Annotated in this window: 29 protein-coding genes; 7 read left to right on the top strand and 22 right to left on the bottom strand. The window is 37.0% G+C overall.

Annotation, left to right across the window (positions count from 1 at the left end):
- Positions 1-103: 103 nt before the first annotated feature.
- The 4 genes from CVP05_RS12845 to CVP05_RS09805 all read right to left on the bottom strand — a co-directional run bounded on the left by CVP05_RS12845 (position 104) and on the right by CVP05_RS09805 (position 1,188).
- Positions 104-235 (bottom strand): hypothetical protein, encoded by a 132-nt coding sequence (locus CVP05_RS12845; protein ID WP_279324788.1) that lies wholly within the window; start codon positions 233-235, stop codon positions 104-106.
- A gap of 1 nt (position 236) precedes the next feature.
- Entirely contained in the window at positions 237-479 is a 243-nt protein-coding gene (locus CVP05_RS09815) for a hypothetical protein (protein ID WP_100289394.1), read from the bottom strand.
- The gene (locus CVP05_RS09810; protein ID WP_243389227.1) at positions 476-733 is read right to left on the bottom strand and encodes a hemophilus-specific protein; all 258 of its coding nucleotides are present in this window, start codon (positions 731-733) and stop codon (positions 476-478) included. Before CVP05_RS09810 ends, CVP05_RS09815 begins: the two co-directional genes overlap by 4 nt.
- Before the next feature lie 98 nt (positions 734-831).
- Entirely contained in the window at positions 832-1,188 is a 357-nt protein-coding gene (locus CVP05_RS09805) for a hypothetical protein (RefSeq protein ID WP_100289393.1), read from the bottom strand.
- 389 nt (positions 1,189-1,577) lie between these two features.
- On the opposite strand from CVP05_RS09805, the gene CVP05_RS09800 reads away from it, so the two are divergent.
- The 7 genes from CVP05_RS09800 to CVP05_RS09770 all read left to right on the top strand — a co-directional run bounded on the left by CVP05_RS09800 (position 1,578) and on the right by CVP05_RS09770 (position 6,632).
- On the top strand, positions 1,578-2,018 hold the full coding sequence (locus CVP05_RS09800; RefSeq protein ID WP_100289392.1) for a TIGR03757 family integrating conjugative element protein: 441 nt from the start codon (positions 1,578-1,580) through the stop codon (positions 2,016-2,018).
- 1 nt (position 2,019) lies between these two features.
- Positions 2,020-2,940 (top strand): TIGR03756 family integrating conjugative element protein, encoded by a 921-nt coding sequence (locus tag CVP05_RS09795; RefSeq protein ID WP_100289391.1) that lies wholly within the window; start codon positions 2,020-2,022, stop codon positions 2,938-2,940.
- 12 nt (positions 2,941-2,952) lie between these two features.
- Positions 2,953-4,962 (top strand): integrating conjugative element protein, encoded by a 2,010-nt coding sequence (locus CVP05_RS09790; RefSeq protein WP_100289390.1) that lies wholly within the window; start codon positions 2,953-2,955, stop codon positions 4,960-4,962.
- Between the two features lie 172 nt (positions 4,963-5,134).
- The gene (locus CVP05_RS09785) at positions 5,135-5,440 is read left to right on the top strand and encodes a hypothetical protein (protein WP_100289389.1); all 306 of its coding nucleotides are present in this window, start codon (positions 5,135-5,137) and stop codon (positions 5,438-5,440) included.
- A gap of 134 nt (positions 5,441-5,574) precedes the next feature.
- The gene (locus CVP05_RS09780; protein ID WP_100289388.1) at positions 5,575-5,865 is read left to right on the top strand and encodes a type II toxin-antitoxin system Phd/YefM family antitoxin; all 291 of its coding nucleotides are present in this window, start codon (positions 5,575-5,577) and stop codon (positions 5,863-5,865) included.
- Positions 5,846-6,265: a putative toxin-antitoxin system toxin component, PIN family gene (locus tag CVP05_RS09775; protein WP_207761365.1), complete on the top strand. Its 420-nt coding sequence runs from the start codon at positions 5,846-5,848 to the stop codon at positions 6,263-6,265. Before CVP05_RS09780 ends, CVP05_RS09775 begins: the two co-directional genes overlap by 20 nt.
- 16 nt (positions 6,266-6,281) lie before the next feature.
- The gene (locus CVP05_RS09770) at positions 6,282-6,632 is read left to right on the top strand and encodes a hypothetical protein (RefSeq protein ID WP_100289386.1); all 351 of its coding nucleotides are present in this window, start codon (positions 6,282-6,284) and stop codon (positions 6,630-6,632) included.
- Positions 6,633-6,672: 40 nt separating this feature from the next.
- On the opposite strand, the gene CVP05_RS09765 is transcribed toward CVP05_RS09770, so the two are convergent.
- From CVP05_RS09765 to CVP05_RS09680, 18 genes are all read right to left on the bottom strand, one after another.
- Positions 6,673-8,178 carry a conjugal transfer protein TraG N-terminal domain-containing protein gene (locus CVP05_RS09765; RefSeq protein ID WP_100289385.1) on the bottom strand — a complete coding sequence of 502 codons (1,506 nt, stop codon included), beginning with the start codon at positions 8,176-8,178 and terminating at the stop codon, positions 6,673-6,675.
- Positions 8,179-8,191: 13 nt separating this feature from the next.
- A complete protein-coding gene (locus CVP05_RS09760) occupies positions 8,192-8,491 on the bottom strand; it encodes a hypothetical protein (RefSeq protein WP_100289384.1) in 300 nt (99 codons plus the stop codon).
- Complete coding sequence (locus CVP05_RS09755) at positions 8,488-8,895, bottom strand: hypothetical protein (protein ID WP_100289383.1); 408 nt, start codon at positions 8,893-8,895, stop codon at positions 8,488-8,490. Before CVP05_RS09755 ends, CVP05_RS09760 begins: the two co-directional genes overlap by 4 nt.
- Positions 8,867-11,695 (bottom strand): conjugative transfer ATPase, encoded by a 2,829-nt coding sequence (locus CVP05_RS09750; RefSeq protein WP_100289382.1) that lies wholly within the window; start codon positions 11,693-11,695, stop codon positions 8,867-8,869. The genes CVP05_RS09755 and CVP05_RS09750 overlap by 29 nt, the downstream gene beginning before the upstream one ends.
- Positions 11,695-12,099, bottom strand: coding sequence for a TIGR03751 family conjugal transfer lipoprotein (locus tag CVP05_RS09745; RefSeq protein ID WP_100289381.1), 405 nt, complete (start codon positions 12,097-12,099; stop codon positions 11,695-11,697). The genes CVP05_RS09750 and CVP05_RS09745 overlap by 1 nt, the downstream gene beginning before the upstream one ends.
- Positions 12,100-12,110: 11 nt before the next feature.
- Positions 12,111-13,556, bottom strand: coding sequence for a TIGR03752 family integrating conjugative element protein (locus CVP05_RS09740; RefSeq protein WP_100289380.1), 1,446 nt, complete (start codon positions 13,554-13,556; stop codon positions 12,111-12,113).
- Complete coding sequence (locus CVP05_RS09735; protein ID WP_100289379.1) at positions 13,543-14,469, bottom strand: TIGR03749 family integrating conjugative element protein; 927 nt, start codon at positions 14,467-14,469, stop codon at positions 13,543-13,545. Before CVP05_RS09735 ends, CVP05_RS09740 begins: the two co-directional genes overlap by 14 nt.
- Positions 14,470-15,108 carry a PFL_4703 family integrating conjugative element protein gene (locus tag CVP05_RS09730; protein ID WP_100289378.1) on the bottom strand — a complete coding sequence of 213 codons (639 nt, stop codon included), beginning with the start codon at positions 15,106-15,108 and terminating at the stop codon, positions 14,470-14,472.
- Entirely contained in the window at positions 15,108-15,476 is a 369-nt protein-coding gene (locus CVP05_RS09725; RefSeq protein ID WP_100289377.1) for a TIGR03750 family conjugal transfer protein, read from the bottom strand. Before CVP05_RS09725 ends, CVP05_RS09730 begins: the two co-directional genes overlap by 1 nt.
- 24 nt (positions 15,477-15,500) lie before the next feature.
- Positions 15,501-15,911 (bottom strand): DUF2976 domain-containing protein, encoded by a 411-nt coding sequence (locus CVP05_RS09720; protein WP_100289376.1) that lies wholly within the window; start codon positions 15,909-15,911, stop codon positions 15,501-15,503.
- 8 nt (positions 15,912-15,919) lie between these two features.
- Positions 15,920-16,156: a DUF3262 family protein gene (locus CVP05_RS09715; RefSeq protein ID WP_100289375.1), complete on the bottom strand. Its 237-nt coding sequence runs from the start codon at positions 16,154-16,156 to the stop codon at positions 15,920-15,922.
- Positions 16,146-16,478, bottom strand: a complete 333-nt coding sequence (locus tag CVP05_RS09710) for an integrative conjugative element protein, RAQPRD family (protein WP_243389226.1) — start codon at positions 16,476-16,478, stop codon at positions 16,146-16,148. The genes CVP05_RS09715 and CVP05_RS09710 overlap by 11 nt, the downstream gene beginning before the upstream one ends.
- A gap of 338 nt (positions 16,479-16,816) precedes the next feature.
- On the bottom strand, positions 16,817-17,323 hold the full coding sequence (locus tag CVP05_RS09705; RefSeq protein ID WP_100289373.1) for a hypothetical protein: 507 nt from the start codon (positions 17,321-17,323) through the stop codon (positions 16,817-16,819).
- 41 nt (positions 17,324-17,364) lie between these two features.
- The gene (locus CVP05_RS09700; RefSeq protein WP_100289372.1) at positions 17,365-18,054 is read right to left on the bottom strand and encodes a TIGR03747 family integrating conjugative element membrane protein; all 690 of its coding nucleotides are present in this window, start codon (positions 18,052-18,054) and stop codon (positions 17,365-17,367) included.
- A complete protein-coding gene (locus CVP05_RS09695) occupies positions 18,054-18,392 on the bottom strand; it encodes a hemophilus-specific protein (protein ID WP_100289371.1) in 339 nt (112 codons plus the stop codon). Before CVP05_RS09695 ends, CVP05_RS09700 begins: the two co-directional genes overlap by 1 nt.
- Positions 18,392-20,614: a type IV conjugative transfer system coupling protein TraD gene (gene traD / locus CVP05_RS09690; protein WP_100289370.1), complete on the bottom strand. Its 2,223-nt coding sequence runs from the start codon at positions 20,612-20,614 to the stop codon at positions 18,392-18,394. The genes CVP05_RS09695 and traD overlap by 1 nt, the downstream gene beginning before the upstream one ends.
- A complete protein-coding gene (locus CVP05_RS09685; RefSeq protein ID WP_100289369.1) occupies positions 20,614-21,120 on the bottom strand; it encodes an integrating conjugative element protein in 507 nt (168 codons plus the stop codon). The genes traD and CVP05_RS09685 overlap by 1 nt, the downstream gene beginning before the upstream one ends.
- On the bottom strand, positions 21,117-22,094 hold the full coding sequence (locus tag CVP05_RS09680) for a hypothetical protein (RefSeq protein ID WP_100289368.1): 978 nt from the start codon (positions 22,092-22,094) through the stop codon (positions 21,117-21,119). The genes CVP05_RS09685 and CVP05_RS09680 overlap by 4 nt, the downstream gene beginning before the upstream one ends.
- Positions 22,095-22,113 lie beyond the last annotated feature (19 nt).

The following is a 22,113-nucleotide window of genomic DNA, read 5'->3' as shown; positions in this document are numbered from 1 at the left end:
GGTTTTCCATAAAAAAATAGGGAAAACCTCTCCCAATGGAAGAAAGTTCTCCCATTGGGTAAATGTGAAATTTCAGTTACCTGAAATTAGTGTGAAAAGCTAGCTAATTATCGGTATTTGTTGAAGAGGGATGTTTTTTACCTGAAATAATATCCCAGTTAGCCCAGAATAATAATCCTGTAAAAACACCTGCACAGGCAACAACGACACCAAACATCATAATAATAGGATGCATATTAATTCTCCCATTGTTTGAGTTTATCTGCAAGATAGGTACATAATATCCCAAAGTTCCAAATAAGCAAACCAAAAGTAAATAGCCAATAGGCTTCTGTTGAAACCATACTATCACTATCTAATATCCAGCCTGCTATGGATAGACCAAGTGCATATGTTCCTACTTTCCGGAAATCATCTGCCGTAGCTTTGAGAACCTCTGTATTTAAATTATACAGATAGCGTTTGAAGTTTGCTTTCATTGTTTTCTCCCACTGGAAACTAACAATGTATTTTCATTTTTTTGAGTTACCTCTAAAAAACGAAAATGCGAGCCATATTCTGCTGGCATTTTTTGCAAAAATCTTACTGAATTCTCTCCAGGTTGACGTGTATTCCATACTTCTTTAGCTTTATGACTAATCTCATCAACTAATAGCTGATGAGCATTATCACCAACTTTTTGATATTTCGACATATAATCACCGACGGCTAAAAATAAAATACTGACTTTCATTGTGTTTCTCCCAAAATATCGGGGAAACACAATGTTCCCTGTAGGGAAAGTGTTTCCCCAAAGGAAATAGCAAATCTAACTAAATGTTAGCCGGTTGATTAATAGTACCAAAAGAGTATTGTGGCTGAAATCGCTCCCATCAATAAACCAATAAAGGTCATTGCGATAGTGATTTTTAAATGACGACGTTTTAGTCGCTCAACTTCTTCACAATAAGCGATTTCTTGTTGTTGATGCAACATATCGTGGAATTCCTCTTGCTCTGCTAAGCGTCTTTCTACATCATTTTCGATGCTATGATGTATTGCTTGGCTAACACCTGACAATTTATGCCGGGCTGATACAACAACTTTACCTAACCCCAATCCTAGAAAATAGGATAATGATTTTTTAGGTTGCTGTTCTTTTTGTGATTTACTAGAGACAAAAGGATCTAAAGGAAGTGAATTGCTCATAATAGAGTTCTCCATTGAAGTTAAAAAAATATTCAAGGAGAAATTACCCGCAGGGATAATTTTCCCTGAACAGGTTTAAAGTTAAGATAAAGATACATCCACTGCTTGATAGCAGAAACCTCTTTCAGAATGCTAAGGCTATTTCGGCTAATGAACACAGCTACCACTTCGGGCTAGCTCGTTGCTATTTCAAGTGTTCTACAACTTTTAAGGGCTACAAAGTAGCAACTTAATGTTCCTATCATACAAAATTCACTTGCATAAACAAACTATTTTCTGTTGTTTATTTACACAAAAATTATCTCTATCTTAAAGAGAATTAATCATTCTGTTCAATGGGCAAGTTCGCTAATGTAGGAAATATTTAATCTTTATTTAGGAAATACGAAATGCTAAAGCGAATACTCACTTTATCTTTATTGTTAAGTTCGCCTATTTTTGCTGAACAGACATCACCTGTACAGATTTTTGTATTCAGTACGCACACATATCCTATCCAAAACCAATCCCTTGCCCATTTTATTTATCAATTGGATGATGTAGAAAAATGGGAAGAACAATTTAGTCATACATTGAGTGCTGACCCTAAGCTGGCTGAACAACAAGCAAAAGCTATATTTCAAACACAAGAAGTACAAAATAGCCTTAAAGAGTTACAACACCGTTATCAAGGCGTTATTCATGGCTGGCAAAATGGTATTCGCAAAGTACCTGCAATATTGTTTGAAAGCCCACATTTTGGAAACTCGGTTATATATGGGGTAAATGACGTACAACAAGCACTTTCTCTTTGGGAAAACTGGGTAAAACAACAAAAACAGGAGAAATAATATGGCAGTCAAAATACCTAAAAAATTGACCGCAATTTGTAGCACTTTAGCATTAGCAATAACTGCACAAGCAGAAATCAATACAGCAACCATCATGGCATCAAGTGCTTCTCCTAGTTGCTTAGAATATAAAGTCGTAGGAACTTGTTTTTGGTTATTTTGCACTCAGTTTGGCTGCAAGGTGCGCACTTCTACTAAAGTGCGACACTTTCTACCTGAAATGGTTATGTCAGCTTACAACCATGAAGGGCAGAATCCTTGGGCTGAAATGAATTTAATGTCACAAGGCGTTAAAGGTGGGGAATATCGCTCACCACAAAAAAATTACACTCAACTCACATTTAAAAACGCAACAGCAATTGGACATCCACAAGGTGCTATTTCAAGTTTACTGAATAGTACAGGCTATTATTGTCAGAGCCAAACAACCCCTTTTATGCCTTATTTTCTCAGTAGCCTCGATTATTTTGCTTGGCGACAAAATCTGCCAGAGATGTTTTATCCCGAAGCCTTAACTCCTGGGATGCGTGAAATTAAACGTGCAGGAGATACGTGGGGCAATATATTTCCACGAGGAGGAGCGGTAACGCAAGTCAACGATTATAAAGCCTCAGCCGTTATTGCTCAACGGATTGCAGATATTGTCAGCCGTAATGGACAACTACATATATATCAACCAGCGGCTCGAACCGGCGGTGCCGGAACTTGGTATCCCGATCCAGTGAAAGAAGGAAATAGTAAAAATCATAAGTGGCAACAACTTTCACCCGAAATGTCCAAATCTTGTAGCACCTTCCCTGATACCCCACCAACATTACAATCTGAAAAAGGTAATTATGCTTGGGCATTATGGCGACCTTACAAATGTTGTAAACGTCGTGGTCAAACATTTTTATATAGTATTGACTGGTACAATGAATAAAAGGATTAAATAATGAAACAGCTTAATAAAATTAGTTTTGCAGTATTACTTGCTCTTAGCACATCGCAAATTTATGCATCTGATTCAGTTTTAGATAAAATTCAATTTAATAAATCCGATTCAGTCTTATCCGACCAAATTTTCTATCAAATTGGAGGAGGTGTTGGTTATATGACGCCTCCGACTCGAGCTAAATCACTGAAAGCCATTGAATTCGGTATCGGGTGGAAAGCTAATCTAACTTGTGGCAATTTTGATATTAAAACGACTGTCAAAAATCAGCTAAATGGAATAACTGATGGCTTTAAAGATTTAATGGGAAATGTCATTGACTCCGCAAAAGGAGCTGTAGCAAGTCTTCCTGCAATGATTATTCAACGAGCTAATCCACAATTATATGACATACTCACTAACGGAGTTTACCAAGGTCGTATTGATTTCAACCGTCTTAAAACCAGTTGCGAGGCAATGTCAAAACAACTTGCTGATTATACGTTAAATGGACGTTGGTCAAAATCAGCTGATTTAGAGAATTATAAAGATATTGTCTCTTCAGAGCCAGATGCTCAAAAAGCTCAGAAAAAAGCAGAAGACAATAAAGGTAGAAAAGGTAAAGAATGGGTTGGAGGGCAAAAGAAAGGTGGAGAAAATCAATCGCCTATTAAACTCATTGAAGATGTTGCTAAAGCTGGGTATAACCTGTTAAATAATCGTAATGTACTTGATGAAAAAGTTATCACTGGAAAAGAGTGTGATGGGGCAACTTGTCAAACATTTGATTCACCGCAGAAAGTATCCGATTTTCTGACTCGCATTATTGGTGAACAATCTATTTCAACCTGTACTGAAGATTGTGGTCCGAAAACCAGTTCAAAAGCCGGAGTTGGGCTTGCACCTGAAATTGAGGAAGAAAATGTCCGTACGGTAGAAAAACTAGAGCAAATTCTCAATATGGATACACCAAGCCGGCAACTTCTAGCTGAACTCAGCTCAAATACAATCCCTATTACCCGAGGACTGATAGAAACGTTACGAGAAGATCCTGATGTGGAAGTATTAAGCCAACGTTTATCTGCTGAAATTGCGACCTCCAAAGTAATGGAAAAAATGTTACTCGCTCGCCGTGCTATCCTTGCAGGAATGCGCGAGCCTTACGTTGCTGCTGATGATGTTGCTCAAGCAGAGCTTGAAAAGGTATTAAGTAAAATTGACCTAGAAATTTCTCAAGTGAAATTGGAAATGGAGATGCAAAAATCTATTACTAGCAACACGGCATCTGTTATTTTCAATAACAAATTTAATCGTGAAGCGAATACAGGTAATTATGCAACCGCTTACGACAGTGTAGATAAACGCGTAAATGATCTCGCATATGGTACCCCCAATATTGAAGATCATATGGAAGCCAGTGATATTGCTCTCGCTCGTCGGAATATCACTTTAAATGTACCAATTGTCAACAATGTTGCAGCGTATAAACCTACTTATAGTGGAAGTGGGCAAAGTGGCAATATAAATGGAGGAAATTATGGTACTATCGCACCAATTAATGGTTCTGCACTTGAACAAGCCTCTGCACTATTGAAAAATTTTGAAGGCTTCAGCAATAAAGCATACTGGGATGTAAATGCATATCGTACTGGCTATGGTTCAGATACGATTACAAAAGCAGATGGAACAGTTGTCAAAGTAACTAAAGATATGGTAATTTCTCAAGAAGATGCAGAACGGGATTTAGCCCGTCGTAGTAAAATCTTTGCAAATACTGCAAGAAATAATGTTTCAGCAGCGACTTGGGATAAATTACCGCCGAATGCACAAGCTGCTTTGACTTCTATAGCTTATAATTATGGTTCACTCAGTAAATTAGAATCTGTTGTGAAAGCTGCAAATGCTTCTGCACAATCGGGGGATATGACCGTATTGGCAAATGCAGTAAGACGTTTGCAACATCATAATAATGGTGTCAATGCGAAACGTAGAAATCAAGAAGCAGATTATATTTTGAATAAAGCAGGTTAACTATTGTAATTTGAGAAATATACTTAAACTAAAAGGAACTTTTTATGCGTAAATCTATTTTTACGGGTATCATCTTAACCACTCTTTTTTCAACAAATGCATTTGCTGCTAACGAGAAAGATAGTGTGTTCTCGTGTACGGCAACAGATGGTAAACCTATTGTCGTAAAAAAGTGGGTAATGATTACCAATATACTCACGGTTCATTTACCTTCAAAAATCCAATTAACCAAGTATTAGCAAATCCTAATAGTGAAATTGCTGTTGGTTCTGGATTTACAACTTATACGATTGAACTCAAACATCAAGGAAAATCCTATCGTGTAGGCTTTCTTCAAGCACGTGGTAGCAAAGTTTTAGAAGAGTCAGGCGTAGGCATTTATAAAGGAGATAGCTACGACAGTTCTGTTGAATGTAGCTTAACCAAGCCAATCAAACAAAACTTTGCAGCGACTAAAATCCGTCGCACAGGATTATAATAAAACGTTATAGTGATAGAGATTAAAATGGAATGTATTGGTGATTCTTTACATTCCATTTTTATTGCAATTTGCAAAAAAGATAGCTATCATAGCTAATATAGTTAGCTTTACGGTTAAAAAGGAGGGGACAAATGAAAGAATATGCAATCCCAAATGCAGCACCAAATACAGTTAGCTCTAAACAGTTTCAAAATCATTTTGGCGAGTATGTCGATCTTGTGAAAGCCAATACGCCTATCACTATCACGCGATATGGAAGACCTGCAGTGTTAATGATAAATTATGCTGATGGTATTGAGGCATATCAATTACTTGCACGAAAAAGAGCGGTAGAAATATTGCAACAGCTTAAGCCTGCACAAAACATTCCGACACAAGATGAATTAGACCAAATGATAGATGATGAAAGACGTTATTTATAATCGTATTGTGATTGATACTAACGTGCTAGTAAGTGCGTTGCTCTCCCCTGCTTCAACGCCTAACTTAGCACTACAAAAAGCATTAAATGAGTATCTTATTTGTGTATCGGACAATACATTTAATGAATTTGTTGAAGTTATTCGCCGTCCTAAATTTGCAAAATACCTCAATCCAGAAGCTCGAGAGGCATTTATTACCACCTTAAGCAATGTGGTAGAGTTCGTTGAAATTACCGAAACGATTACTGATTGCCAAGATCCAAAAGACAATCAATTTTTAGAGGTTGCAATTAGTGCAAATGCGGTATATCTTGTAACTGGTGATAAACGAGATTTATTAAGTATGCGACCTTATCGCAATATTAATATCATCTCTGTAAGTGAATTTTTGGACAAGTAGCCAAAAGGAGGGAAATATGACTTTCTCAGAAAAAGTGGGGTACAAAGTTGGTAACCTCGTTCTAACGTTTAGAAATTGGTCAATTCCTTTGAGTATTAAAGCCATTCTCGTTTTAGGTGCTTTAAGCTTACTTGCATATTTATTTTATTTGTTTTTCAAAATAGGGTTGTTCGTAATCCTAGGTATTCCATTCATCTTGTTTTATTTCCCGTCTAAATCGCATACCGATAATAGCTATGATGATAATAATGATGAATATCAAGATGGATATAGAGATGGGCATTCTGGATTTGGTTTTTACTATGGTGATGTTTTAATAAATGAAAATAGTGAAGAAATAGATGCCAATAATACTTGGGGAAATTAATCATTATCCATAAAAAGGGGAACATAGAATTCCCCTTTTTTTACTTCATTTTATTCGTAATTTTTTGTTGAATTTCTTTGCCTACAGCTCCTCCTGATTGCTGTACTTGCTGGCTACCTTTATTGAAATGACTAGCTAATTCACCTAAGCTAAATCCAGCCCACGACATTGAACCAATCCATACTGTAGGGAATACAAGAAACATTACCCCCATTATAAAGTTTAAGATCATATCGTCTTCAGCATTATCTAAGAAATGTGCAAAGCTCGCACTATGACCACTCGAATCGTATAAAATATCAATTAAAGATGAATCTAACCAACGAGCAAGCTCCCACCAAAATGACGTAGTCACTAATGCAAATTGCACGAACATCAGTGTAATAATACTTTTCAAAGAATATCCACTAAATACTGTAACAATAGGAATGATAATAATCACAGCCATTATAAGCAACGATTGCACCATCGGGAGAGCTGTTCGCATTGCATCTAACCCTGGGTATACTGCGGCTTTACTAACTAGCACACCAGCGCTTGAAACCAGTTTATTCGCTGCATTGGAAAATGTAGGATCTAAATTACCACCATAACCGGAATAAACCTTTCCTCTTGACACATCAACATTTTCTGGACGTAATAATGTGCGTAATAAGACTTCATCCTGCATATTTTCCTGAACAAACAGACTACCTAGTTTTGCTGATAAATTTTGTCGCATATCAGCCAGTAACATATTTTTCAAACCCACATTATTATCTGCCCACCATTGATCACAACGTGGAAAGCCACCATCCCCGGTATTAGGTAAGCCTTCGTCTCGATTCTTATCGTATGGCCAACGTTGCATAGGCTGCATTGCTCGATAACGTGGGTATAATTCGCTATTTGTTAACAAAATTTTACCGCCTAACCAACTTACTTCTCGTGCTTGAGCAGCGTTCATTGAAACTTGACTTTCTTGTAATTTTCGTCTTGACGGTAAATAGCACTGTTGTACAAATTGTCTCACTTCAGTGAGTAATGCTGGATTATTAATTTTTTCATGTTGAATCTCGAATCTAACCTGCCGTAAATCGAATTTACAAGGAATAGTTGATGTTGCACCGTGCATAATACCTTTGTTAATACCGTGCACTAATCCCCATAATAATGGAACTCGGGCTTGTTTATCGGCAAATTCACTGACAATATTTGAATAGCCTGATTGTTGTGGTGATAATGGCACTTTATACCCACATTGTTTAGAACGATCTACATTGTATTCTAAATTGCTTAATGAAATAGGTAACATCGGTGCTAATGTCAAAACAATAATAAACATAGCAGGGAAAAATTGAATACCAAGCCACTCTATTAATAAGTCTCCTTTATTTCCCTCATCAGCACCTTGTTTTTTGACATCTAACCAGGTTTTGAACAGTACCGCGATAAGTGGGGCAATGAATAACCCCGTATTCACAAGTAGCCCAAATAGACCATTATTGATTATCCAACCTAATAACGTGAGAAAATATTCAAGGTAACTATCAACATTAAAAGTCATCTTTTCTCCTTACCTACAAGCGATAAAGCCAATTCAGCCCTTCAATAAGCAGTAAAGCAAGGGCAATTAAGAATATGACTTTTCGTGATAATGGGCGATAAATATGAATTTGGTAGACTAATATTGAGATCACGGCATATAGCACTAATCGCCAAATAAACCAATAATTTGCATTTTCTCGTAACCAATCATTTAGATTAACACCAGGTAAATAAGTGACAACAACTATACTAAGTAGTAATACACTGATAAACGATAAGATACCGATTAAAAGTGCGGTCAATATTTTACGTTTTTTTGTACGAATACTCATATTCCGCACTCCTGAAATGCTTCTGTTGGTACAACAGGAACAATAGATAGCTTATTGGCAAGTGCATAAGTTAACCAAAATGCATCAATATCATCAATGACACTAATGGAAAGACGAGTTGCATTAACATCATTGATAAATTGGTAATAACCACTAATATTCAAAAGTAGATAGGTATTCGCTTTATCACCAATGATTTTGATATGCCAAGCACATTGTTTAAATACGCGATGCGGATAAATAATGTATTGTTGTATATTTCCTACCCTTTCAAGAATGATCATACAAAGCTGCTCTAAATCACTTAAAACTGCCTCAAGATTAAAAGGTTGAATAATTGGGTCAGCCTTAAATAAAGGGCGTGTCAGGATTAAACTAGGCGACGAGTTGGTAGTTTTCATCATTCGCAATTCCTCTCGCTTTATCTATCTGTTTTGCCATAATCAGAGCAGCATCTAATTCACTACATTTATGCTCTGCCATAATGGTGCGTCGTTGTGCTTTTTCATGTTTTTCTGTCATTCCCAGTGCTAAATAAATACTCGGCGGCACAACGCGGAATAATGCTTCCATATTGGTAGAAAGCACAACACCTTCAGTATATTTCTTATCTGCTTTTTTCGCCGACAACAGCATCAATTTTTGTGCATCCGATAGCTTACGGAAACGGTTTACTTCTTCAATTTCATCATTCGTGATATTAAGTAATTCCCACCATTCCAGCATACTGAGCAATTTAGCGGCTTCTTTCGGGAAATCTTCCATGTTTTGTGTGGCCAACCATAACCAAATACCGAGCTTACGCCACATTTTGGAGCCTTTAACTAAAAAGCGGGCCAAAAGCGGATTTACCGTAATAATGTGCGATTCATCTGTTACATTCACAATAGGTCGGAAACTGTGCTGATATTTTTCACCCAAACTATTGATATGGTTAATTAAGGAAATATACGAAATCGCTAATTCTGCTTCATAACCTTCACGAGCAAACATAGCTAAATCAACTAATGTAATATCAGCTTCAGGCCATATTTCACCTTCCCGATTAAAAAATTGACCATTTACCCCTGTACAGAACATATCCATAGCTTCAGCCATTTCAGCGAGCCTGGTCTGCCGTTCTTTACGAGTATCAGGGTGTTGACTCAATTCTTCTAGTGCTGCTTTAACATCGCCGGTTAAGGTTTGCCGACCTTCAGCATAAGTTTTTTCCGCGGCCATCATAATAGCTCGACGAATTTGAGCACGATCTGCACGACTCATTTTGTCATCTTCTTTCGCTTCACCACCCGTGATCATTAAACGTGCTGTTAGCTCCATTTCAGCTAATAAATCACGTTGTTCATCGCCATTTTCATCGTCTTCATCATCATCGCTTACATTCTCAATATCAACTTGCATCGATAACAATTTATGTGCTTCAGAAAAGAGAGGTAATGCAATATTGCTACTTGGCTCTAACGAGATACGATTAACACTTAAACCATACCGCTGTGCATAATCAGCAAAAAGTCCAAAGGAATTACCTGCTTCTACAATGAATAAACGAGGGCGATGTACAGCCATTAATTGTGCCATTTGTGCATTTAATGTCGCTGATTTTCCAGAACCAGTTGGCCCTAACAAAAGTTTATGAGCATTTTTAGCCCTATCTTTCGGATTAAGTGGATCAAAATCTAAAGGTGAACCTCCACGATTAAAATAGGTAATACCAGGGTGCCCAGTTCCAGTTTCTCGTCCAAATACTGGTAGCATATTAGCGATATGTTGAACAAAATAGTACTTCGTGTAATAATGTGTCTTCATATCTTGTTGCGGATTGAAGTTCATTGGTAACCAACGTAAATAGCTATTTAATGGTGCAATTTCCGCATTTTCTTTGACAGGCACTAAATTATTGCTGAGTAAGATTGTTCTCAATTCCCGTGAGCGTTTTTTTAACTCTTTCTCATCTTTGCCACTAATGTAAAATGCCAAACTACTTTGATAGAGTTTGTGCCCATCTTTTAGGTATGACATCACTGTTTTGACATCTTGTTTGAGATAAACTGACTCGTAATTTTCACCCACTGCACGACTACTGATTTTTTCAAGGTGATTTTCTAATTTATCTTGCGGATAAATGACAATCGTTGTTGCCATAATTGTGGATTCAGGTAATAAATCAAACAAAGCATTAATATTTTTACCTCGCTTGACTTCACCTGTAAAATGCCCAATTGAAGGATTATTTCTAAGGTTATCTACAACAACAACTTCATGTGGTTGTTCATCAAAATACCAGTAATCATGTTTACTCTCTGGTTGGTTATAAAATAGATTCTCACTAAAATCTTGTCCAACAAAAGGCAAATCGCCTTCTGCCGTTGTTGGTTGGTGCAATCTGTCATAACAAGTTCCATTATCCAAATTAAAGTAGGCAGATGGATTGGGATTAAACCAACGCAGTAACCATTGATGAATTTGCTCTCCTGTTTGTCGGGTAAGTTGAAGCCCCGCCGTAGTTAATGCACCGACAATGCGATCACAAGCGGTATTTAAAGATTCGATTGCATTATTTTCTTCATTTTTTTCAACATAACGATAAATTACCATTCGTGTTCGACGAATACGACCAGACCAAATAGTGTTGGTAATTCGGTCATCAACAAATAGACCACCAGGTTTACTAATATCGTTTAAATGTTTTTCTGTATTTTTTAGCCATTCTTGGGTAAATGCGGTTTCTTGAATATTGGGTGCAATATAATCTTTTAGCCGTTCCATGTAAGGCCGTAAATCCTTCTCATCTTGGCAATAAAATTGCACAACATAAGGATAGGCATCCAATTCATCAAAGCTATCTTGGATTGCATCTTTTACTAGACTTCGAACTCGGCTTAAATAATCATCACCACGTCCTTCCGTTCCAATAGGTTTTAAATCGAAAACGGCTCCTACACTACGGGCATCATCTAACAGCATTACGCCTTCATCTTCCAAGAACTCCGCCCAAGGTAAATGATCGACAAAAGATGGGGGCTTACCATATAATTTTTGATGATGTTCAGATTGAGTCAATTTACCGCTACGTTTTATTGTGTCAGAAAATTTAATCTCATTAGAATTTACCGATACAGACTCAGTGGTTGTCTGGCTTCTAGGTAGTTTATGATCCTTTTTATCCGGAAAAAATGATGACAATACGTCCTGCATGAATCCCATTATAACCCCCTTGTACGTTCACCTGGTTGGGCATACTGCACTCGACCATAAAATGGAATTACTGTGGAATAGCCTGGTATCGGCATTGGTTCACCGGAGGTTGATAAATGCGGGTAAACATACATAATCAAATCAGGATTAGGGAGCTGCGGAAACAGGTTTTTAATTTCATTTTCCGCTGTTCGGGTATATGCACTCTGCTCATTGCTTGAAATGTAATTAACAGGATCAATCCGACGGTTATCACTATCTCGATAATATTGTAATTGGGCCTCACTACCGCCTTTATTCCAAATATCACGCATTGTTTCTTCTCCCGTAGGTAATAGCTCTTTTTGAGAAGTTGAGCAGGCAGAGAGCAAAAATACGAGACCTATAACACTTAACATCGTTATCTTTTTCATCACATCATTCCTTAATCAAGTTGAGATGAACGAGAAACTCGTCCATATTTCACTTTGCGACCATCGAGGTCATAATCAATTTCAATCGCTTTATCTATGTGAATGGCCACAGCATGACCTGGAGGAACATATACTGCATCGAAATTTTGGCCATAACGTTCCTTAAACCAGTTTGCTGTTTCTTGAATGCCTTGCCCAAGTGCTTGTCCAACGACATATTTACCTTGTTGCCCAGTTACGGCTCCAACGACAGCATTACCATCAACAACCGTGGTCGTTTGAGCTTGAGAATAGCCTTGCGCAGCTGCTCCTGCAGCAGCTAATAGAAAGTGTGTACCTAAATATTCAGGCGCATTCGTTTTTCGCTCACCAGGAATACAAGGAATTCCATGTGGATCAGATAACCAGCCAATCGTCTCACTATTGTTTTTTCCACTGGTAACAATACGTCCATCACTGAAAACAAAAGTCAGACTTTTAACATTCCCTCGGACACAAGAGAGCGTCCAATCACCTGTTGCTGTCCCTGAGACAATCGCTTGCTCAATATCTGGTAATTCAATGCCGTTCGCAATAAGATTATCTCGCCCAATAATGACTTTAAATGGATAAGGATCATTGACTGAATTACCAATAGGAATACGACCTAAAAGTGCAGTCATTGATGTTGAACCCATTAAAGTGGAATTCTCTGGTATAGTATAAGTGGCTATTTTCTTTTTCTGCTTTGAATTCAATGAGCGAGTTTGAGCAGTATTTGTTCCAGTTGCGTTATCATCGCTTCCTTCAATAAATGGCAGTCCTCTTTTACCAGAGGTATAGCCATTTGGTGTATGGTTATTAGGAAAACCTATTTTTGCTGGATTTTTCTCGTCTTGAATTTGATCATCTGGACTAATCCATTCCACCGCATTTTCATCATCAATTATAGAGGTTGATCCTGGTACAGTATTGCCAATAGGCAAAGGCGTATTTGATTGAATGTTCCCTGTGCTATTGGTCGATATATTTTCTTGAGATGATACCGCTTGGTTAGATGTTGTTTGGTTTTGAGCTAAATGGGCAATTTCACTTTTTAACATTTCAACGACATCTTGTAACTCTTGCGTTTTAGCCTGTACAGCCTCATCGACTTGTTGTTGTACATTTTGTTCTCTTTTACGGAGCTCTTCATTTTCCCGTATAATTTTGTCATTTTGAGAAATCACTCTGTCGTATCTACGATTACCTTCCTTCGCAGCACCAATTAATGTACGTACCGTATCATTTTTGGTATCGCCTTCTAGCCCAAGCTGACGAATCTCTTCCGGTGTAAGATCTTTGATAGCTGTATCCAACACATTTTTGTTTGATATTGGTAATGATGGAGCTGAGTTACTAAACAATAGATAAGACACACCACCGATCATTAAAATAATAATCAAGGAGATCACAAGAAACATTTTATTGGCTTTCATTCTGACTCTCCTTAGATAGTGTTGACGCTCTCGTCCCATCAATAACTTTTTTCACAACAATCTTTGTTGTTTTCTTCAGCTTTTTAGGTGGTGAATAAAGTTTTGTTTCGGGAATAAATGCTTTATTAGGATAACCTTCTGTTACCAAGTAAACCGTTGTTGTATCTTCTGTCGAACCAGCTCCTCCTAACCAAGCGTGTTGAAAAGTTGCAGCATAAAAACGCCCTTGTAGTTCTCTTGGATCAAGCTCTAACCGTTGTGTACCACGATTTTGTAAACGTACTGCGGTTACAATATAATCATCTAATTGCCAACTCATTAATGGTGTAGCTGTTACAGGTAAAGCAGGTAATAATGTCGTAATTTTTGTTGGTAACCTATGAGCAACTTGCCGTACACCAGCAACAGGTTCTACTGTTCTTAATGGAGCATAGAGCATTTGTGCAGCATAACGTGTAAGTGCAGCAGGAACAGGTAGTTGAGGTACTGGAATATCGGTTATTTCCTGGAACTCATCATTTTGATTAAAATTACTTGGTTGATTTTCTAGTTTTCCCTCATAAACCAAACGAATAGTTTCTTCTGGGTTTGCAATTTTCTCTTTTGCAGCAACATCAATTAAAATGATTTCATTCGTCATCATATCCTTGAGCTGTAAACGTGCAGTAGGAAATGCTTCCAATGCTTTGATATAAACGGCTCCCCCAGTTGACTGCAAACGTATTTTTCCATCAAGGGATTTTGGGTAGCCCACCTTGACATTTTTATCAACAAGAATGATTCGTTCCTTTTCTACCTGTAAATCAACAGAAAGTGGAATACGTTGCCACTTCATTAAAATATCAGCTTGAGCAGTTAATGCACATCCGCCGATTAAAAGAGCGGTTAAATTGCTTAATACTTTATAGCTCATTTACTTTTTCTCCCCTGTTTCGCTAGCCTCTAAACGTAATGGAATAGAAGAATAGCAATTAAATCCTAATCCCCACGGGTTACGCTGAGAATCAACATCCATTCGAACAATACTGATAGGAAAACGGGTTAAAACACGTTTAACAGGCTCATCTTTATAATATTCATCAACACTGAGATCTAAATTTACTGTCCAACTATCTTGATTATGAATAATGACCCTTTCATCACTAAATCCTCTTCCAGGAATTTCATAAACCCCACGAACCCGATCACGTAATTCACTATGACGTTGTCTGTCTTCATAATCCTTTTGTAAAAAGGCTTCACAAGATGGCGTTAAATAAGGTTTAAGTGCAGTAATATTTTTCTCATAATCGTTTGTCCCATCTAATGTCCAGCGGTTAAGTTGTTGAAAAGTTTGATAGGCAAAAGCATAGACTGTTGCAGGCGGTACTTCCCACCAAGGCCGCTGGCTAGCTGCTCTCATATCAGGTGGGATAAAAATTCGTAGCGTACTTGGAAATGTATAAATAACAAAAATAAGCGCAAAACAGATAACAGTAATACAAATAACCGAAATCTTTGCTACAGTCAGTTGGCGATCTTTATTTTTTAACTCGCTTTTTAGTCTACTCATTAAAATAATCCTTTTGAAGAACGACGAGTGTTCCAAAAACCTTGTCGCCGAATAAATTTATTACCGCCTAAAAGTGAATCAATACGCTCTTCAATAAGACGGTTTAAATAGGCTTCAGGCTTACCTCTTTTTAAACGTGCGACAAGTGTTTTTCCGATCAATACAAATACAATACATAGCAACATTGCTAGAGCTGGAACAAAAAGCCACGATAGTCCGATGACCCACAGAATAATGCCTAATACAAGTCCAACACCAAAGCCTATTGCAGCTGTTAAACCAAACTCAGATACAGTCATCCCACCATATACGGTCGCTTCTCGGTTTAAACGAGTAGGTAGGAATTGGATTTCATCTTGATTTGACATGGCTTATCCTGTGGGTATGTGAGATTAGAAAAGGCCGATAGCCATTTTTACTAACCATAGTGAGAAGAAGATAAGAATAAAACCGATAATAAGTGCGGCGATAAATGGTCCCCACCCTTTTTTGTCGGATTCATCCGTTGCTTGGTTATACGTTTTAATCAATGCCTTAACCACCGTCATAATACACCAAGCAGCGAATAGCACAGCGGCAAGGGTTACAAGTGACTTGACAACGATATAGATAATTTCCATTGGATCTTTAGTGTTACTATCTACACCCGGGATTTGGAAATCTGGAATTTTGGATGCATCAGGTCCTGCTGCAAATGCATTTTGAATCGCACCGAAGCAGAATAACATTACCGCGAGATAGCGTTGCGATACCCATTGCCAACCTTGTTTTGCTTTGAAAGTAAGTGAATGTAAAGGATTCATAGATTCCCCTAATAAGTGAAAAATATTACGACAACGATAATTATCGCTGCCCCTTTAAGAACCAATTTCAAATAACCAAAAATGTCTCCGTCAACATGAAAACCATCAAACCCCTTTTTAATCGCCCAAACATAAGCAAAAAAAAGTGCCGCAATGAAGCAAATAGCTAAAAAGGTACGTAATTCAGTTGCGTTGATTCCACTTGCTGCTTGAAAAGCATCAACGGGTGTATAATCATTTGCCACGCTTTTCTCCCTGATTTCTCAACTTGGTATAGTCTTCTTTCAAGGTGCGAAAAGCGTTAGGATCACGAGGAATAGCTCGAGAAGGGTTTATATATTGATTAATGCCACTTTTTATCGCGTTAATATCTTGCGTAATAGCACCATAATCAAAATATTCGCGGCTTTTTGCTGAAGTTCTCGCTTCGGCATTCGCTCGTTGCAGTGATAGTTGTGCTGCATCTAACTGCTTTATCGCTTGAGCAAGTTGCTCTTTTTCAGTTGCTTGCACATTAATTGCTACAATTGAAACCGCAAATAAAGTTGCTTTTCCTAACGTGTTCATTGACATCTCCTACCTTTAAAATTGATTCGGGTTAAGGTTGCCAAAAACAGCGTAGGAATTTAATGGGAAATTCTATTCAGAATTAAGAGAATTTTAGAAATGGAGAAAATAGATATAATGCGATGGATAATGTATTTATACCGAGAATAAAATAGAAACAAGCGAGCCTATATTGTCTTGGCTCGCTGAACAAAGCGGTAAATCCTACGAAAGTGCTTGCACCACAAATCATTAAGAGCACTAAACCAAGATAAAAATTTGCCATAATACGTACCATCTAATAATAAGAATAACACCTATTATTCCAACATTACCGTATAATGCATCTCAAAATTATTTTAAAAAATTTTATAATAATTTTGTATAAAGCTAATTATCGTTAAGAAAACACCAGCACCACCCAGAATCAGATTACATATCTTGTGTTTTTTATCTGATAAATAAAGTGTATTAATTTCATCGGTTAATTGTTTAATGAGTGCTGAAGGGGTACTAGGTTGAAGTAATTTAATTGTCTTTTTTAAATTATTTGGCAAATTCACTAAGTCAACTTCGCTTTCATAATATCGTATTAATTTTAACAAAATATCTTGATGTTCTTTTATATCATTGAGTAATGTCATTAAATACAGTTTTCTCAGTGTATAAAATACATAATAACGCTTAACTTTAGTTTGATGAATTAAAATAATTAAGCTAACCTCATTTAGCGTTCCTTTCTTTAAAAGTGATTCTAATTTATTAAAAAATACAACAGACGTATATTTATCAACAATAGCTACAAACATAATCAACAAAATGATGATAATAGTATAGATAAAGATTATTTTTGTTAACGTATCCATAAAATGCTCCCAACCTTAGTCTAATTGAAAGCATTTTACCATCATAAGTATTTTTTGAAACTTGCCGTTGTTATACAAATAGAGAGACCAAATAAAAAGGCAGCAGGAATCAAAATTAAATTGGGATGCACAGAAAAAGGAATAGAAAGGTAAATGATCCAAGACCCAATCATCACGGGTTTAATATAACGACGTGCGTGATGGTAAAGAAAACTGGATTCTCTACCTGAGCCAAATTTGCGTAAATCTCGCATCATCAATCCTTCAGTAAACCCAGTAAAAGCAGATAATAAAAACAATGGGCTTGTTAGCACAATCACCATTAATCGAATCACAAAGGTAATGGAAACGTAGATAATTGCTTCTAGGTAAGAACCACCATAATAATAGATAAGTTGCTCCCAATCGCTATGTTGTTTTGACGAATGTAACCAATCTTGAAACCCCGTTTTCACAAAAAGCCAATCATGAACAGAAAGCGTTATAGCACTGGCAAGTTCTGCAGGCGTATAACCAAATAAACGGTGTGTCGTATTTTCAGAAATCCAACCAAGCTCCTGAATCATCATTTCTTGACTATGCAAATAACCTTGTTCTGGCCAAAGAAAGACAATGCCTAACCATTCAAAGAGAATGCTTAATAAGAGTGAAATAAAAAGTGCAGCAATCAATGCTGATAAAGCATTACATATCCCCTTTTTCTTCACTTTTTTCGTGGTTTGCTCTGTCATTATTGTAAATGATCCTTATGAGATAATTGACAATGAATCAAAACATATCCTTGTTCGCCTTGCTCTGAAACAAGGTAAAAATAAGCACGCTGATGTAATCTATCATCTTCTGTTATAGATACATCACTTGCTGTCCATAATGAAAGCCCAGCATTCGCAAACCTTGTTGCAAATTGATGAACAGAATCATTATTTTCTACCCATTGATTTAAATAAGGTTCAAGATAAAACAATAATTCCTTTGAATTGGGTAATCCGCAAGATACGGCAAAATTCCCTTCAAAATTAATATATTGATTTGGTAAATCTAATAAATTAGTTTCCTGTTCAAATGACATTATTCTTCTCCTCCTATTTCTTGCTCATCTATATCTGTATCGCTGATATCATCTTCTGGCATATCAACGTCACCTCCCCAATCTATGTCAGCTTTTGCTATTTTTTCATCAGTTACCATACTTTCAAATGAGCTGATAATATCTTTTGATGGTGTATATTCTTTAAAAGCAGGTTCCCACCAATTCGATGCTACGTGATAGTTTTTTTGCATTTTTTCAAGCAATTCTTGCATAGATGCAGGAATCACATCATTTTTATCAATAGCAGGCAAGGGCATTCTAACTTTATATAGGGTACTTCCATTCATCAGGATAAAAGCTTGTCCTTTTGGTAAATTTGTTACATTAGCAACATCAAGCAATGGCACTTCTTTTTGTGAAATCCGTTCCCCTGTATTAGACGTAAAAGCTTTATCATCATCTGGATTACTTGAGTCAGTAAAACTTGATGTGACCATACTTTGTAAAATAGTGACTTTATGTAGTTGATCTGTCAATAATTTAGCCGTCGCGGGTGATTTTACCCGGAACATGATCAATGTATTGAAGTTACCAATAGTTTGTTCCGCTTTAGCTCTGTTACCTAATCGAGCTTCAATATCGGCAATAGTTTGTGTATATGCCGTTACTTGCATACCTGCACCTCGCCCCTTATTAATCAATGGGATAAATTCATCACCCATTAATTCATTAAACTCATCACAATGTAGATTGATTTTGACGGGTTTTGCACTACCTTTAAATGCCTCTGGTAATCCTTCATCTACGCCATGTTTATAGATATGCCCAGCCATTGAAACAAGATCGGCAAACATACTATTACCCACTGCAGCGGCAACCGTTGCATCAGATAAGGCATCTAATCCAACATACACGATACCGCGTTTACGAATGACTTCTTCCCAGTCAAAAATAGGGCGTTCATCATTAACATCATTATAATTTGGTGATAATAATTCTTCGATTTTACCCGTCGTTAATTTCTCTAATAACGGGAGTAATGATGCAACAATTTTATCAAAATACGTTTTATCATAGCGTACTGCTGTAGCAAGCCCTTCCAGTACAGGATCAAAAATTTTATTTTCTAAAATATACTGATTTATTACCCAAATTAATGGACGTTCTTTCATTCCAAAAGATAAATTTTTGACATCTACATTTGCAGCAATATTTAATAACCCTTGCCAAATATCTGGATTTTTTGCATCAAAATAATTTTTAGCATAATTTAAGAACAAGCTATCAATATTTTGCACAAACCGAGAAATTTGTGAATAATTTGGGCGTTCTCCCATTTCAACCAGTGCTCTTGCAACAATATTGACAAAACGCCACGCAAATTCCTTAAATGCAGCTGAGTTCCCAGCACCGCTTAATTGCCCAGAAATTCGTCCTGCAACCTCAGATACTCGACCAAAACGTCCAATTGGATTATAACGAGCTGATTTTTCAGGGTAACCCAAATGGAACATATAAAATTCTTTATCTCGTCCCGCCCGCTTAGCTTCTGCATACATTCGCTTTAACATATCAGGATCGCCTTTCGGGTCAAAAAAGACAACAACCTCACGCTCCGATTGCGTTTTTCCACGATGAATATCTTGGGTGACTAACACTTCCGCAAAACGTGTTTTACCAACGCCTGTTGTACCAAATACTGCAGTATGTCCTCCCCTTGAATTAAGTGGCTGCATAACATCAATTTCATTTAATTCAATCCCGTGAATTGCTGGAATGCCCTCTACAGGAGGCAAGGGACGAACGGGGTTTAAAGGCGAATCACGGGTCGTTAATTTTGTGATAACATTATCGTGGTGTTTTTCATATTCTCTTGCCATATTAAAGAGTTTAGAAGGGCGTAAATATTTTTTCCCGTCGGCTGAAAAACAGTCATAAAGTCGTTGGGTATGTTCTGGTTGCCATTCAAATCCTCTCCCAAGGAAGAGATATTTAGTACTCACTGGAATTTGTCGACTAGTTAACGCATAATGTGGTAAACGCTTTAAATTGCGGTGATAACGCACAATACGCCAGCCTTGTCGAAAACGTAAATAACTCAGCCCACCAAATCCTACGGCTAAACCATAACCAATAGATGGGTGTAATGCTAAAGACCAAGGAGCCATACTGCATATATAAGCACAGGTAGCGTGGGCTGCAGCAGGATAAAACTCAACAGGTGGGCGTAATAACCCTTCTAAAAGGTATTTACTTGCCATTATTGTGATACCCCAGTTTCCGTAATTAATGCAGGATAATGAGACAATTTTAAACGCTCACTTAGATCATCTGCAGGTGTAGGTAATAATGCTAAATTAGGTGCAATCTGACGTAATTGATTCAATTCTTCCAACGTCGCAACATTAACAACCAAACCGACAGCCTGTTGTGCTAACAAGTCTTCATAATGTTGTGATAACCATTGATGAGATAAATTATCCGTACCGATAAGAAAAATAGGCGACATTCCAGTTAATTCAAAGGGAATAGGGTTTACCTTGCCCGGTGTTAATTTATGAGAGACTACTGGCAACATATCTGCTTCCGTGATCGTTTCGGGAATAGCATTCGGATAAATGGTCGCTGTGTCATCGTGTTCGGGCTGAATGCCTTCATAAAATCTGATCGCACTTTCTCCACCTAAATCTGCAATGATCTCTAATTCTGCGAATGAATGCATAGAAAATAGCAATCCACACCATAAAAAATAATTTAATTTCTTCATGAATTTTGTCCCAATCGTTTATCTATAATATGGTTAATCTCACCATACTCCTCTCCAACGAGCCATTCATCACTAAATTTTTCAAAACGACCAAATGGAAAAGGAAAGCCCTCCGGAAAAGTGATATTTACTTGCTGAAAAAATTGAATAATCTCGTCACCATATAAAATCTTTTTTTCGATAAGCATTGAAGTGAGTTGTTTATAGATAGGTAAATTCAAACTAAAAAAGGTTTGTAATAGTTGCGTTTGTTTCGCTTTTAAGGCATTTAATTTTTCTTCATTTGCGTTAAACTCAAACGAAGACATTGGTTCAATATAAAAAATACCCTCAAAATGGTTTTTTAGATAAACACTGGCAAGATTAAACCATTCATAATTATCCTGTACGGAGCCTAGCGAGTTATCTTGCAATAAGATACTTTCACCTTCTCGACCAGCAAGTGTAGTTAGCATTTGCCATTCAACAAATAACCGACTTTGTGATGCCCGTTTAGAAACAAAAGCTGACACATATCCTAAGTTTGTTGTTCCATCCATTTGTTCTTTCACTTCCACTTTCATAGAAGGCGGTAACTGACCTAATGCGGCATACATTAAGAGATGACCAGCTTCATGACTAGCAACATATTGAATATCTTGAGAAGTCATTTTTCTACGTAGGGTAGAGGAAGGATAAAGTGAAAATCCACGTTCTTCTTTTTTAAAAAAAAGAGAGCAAATGCTACGCCCTACTTTTCCAACGAGAACAATGAAAATTGCCAAAAGGAAACAGGAATGATACAAATCAGTAAAAAACCGACGATATTCGAGGGTATCAGGTTTTATTGCATTAAGTTGAGATAATGTTGTTTCAAAATAGCCTGGTGAAAGTAGATACAGCCAAAAGATGCCATAAATGACTAATGTTAAAAGCAATGCATCCATTGTCATAGAAATAACTTGACGTATCATTTTACTGAGAGGAAATAACATTTTTATTCTTACACCGTAT

The sequence above is a fragment of the Conservatibacter flavescens genome, from assembly GCF_002795425.1.
In the GTDB taxonomy this organism is placed as follows: Bacteria; Pseudomonadota; Gammaproteobacteria; order Enterobacterales; family Pasteurellaceae; genus Conservatibacter; species Conservatibacter flavescens.
Note: the sequence above shows the minus strand (reverse complement) of the source record. Positions and strands in the feature narration are given on the sequence as shown.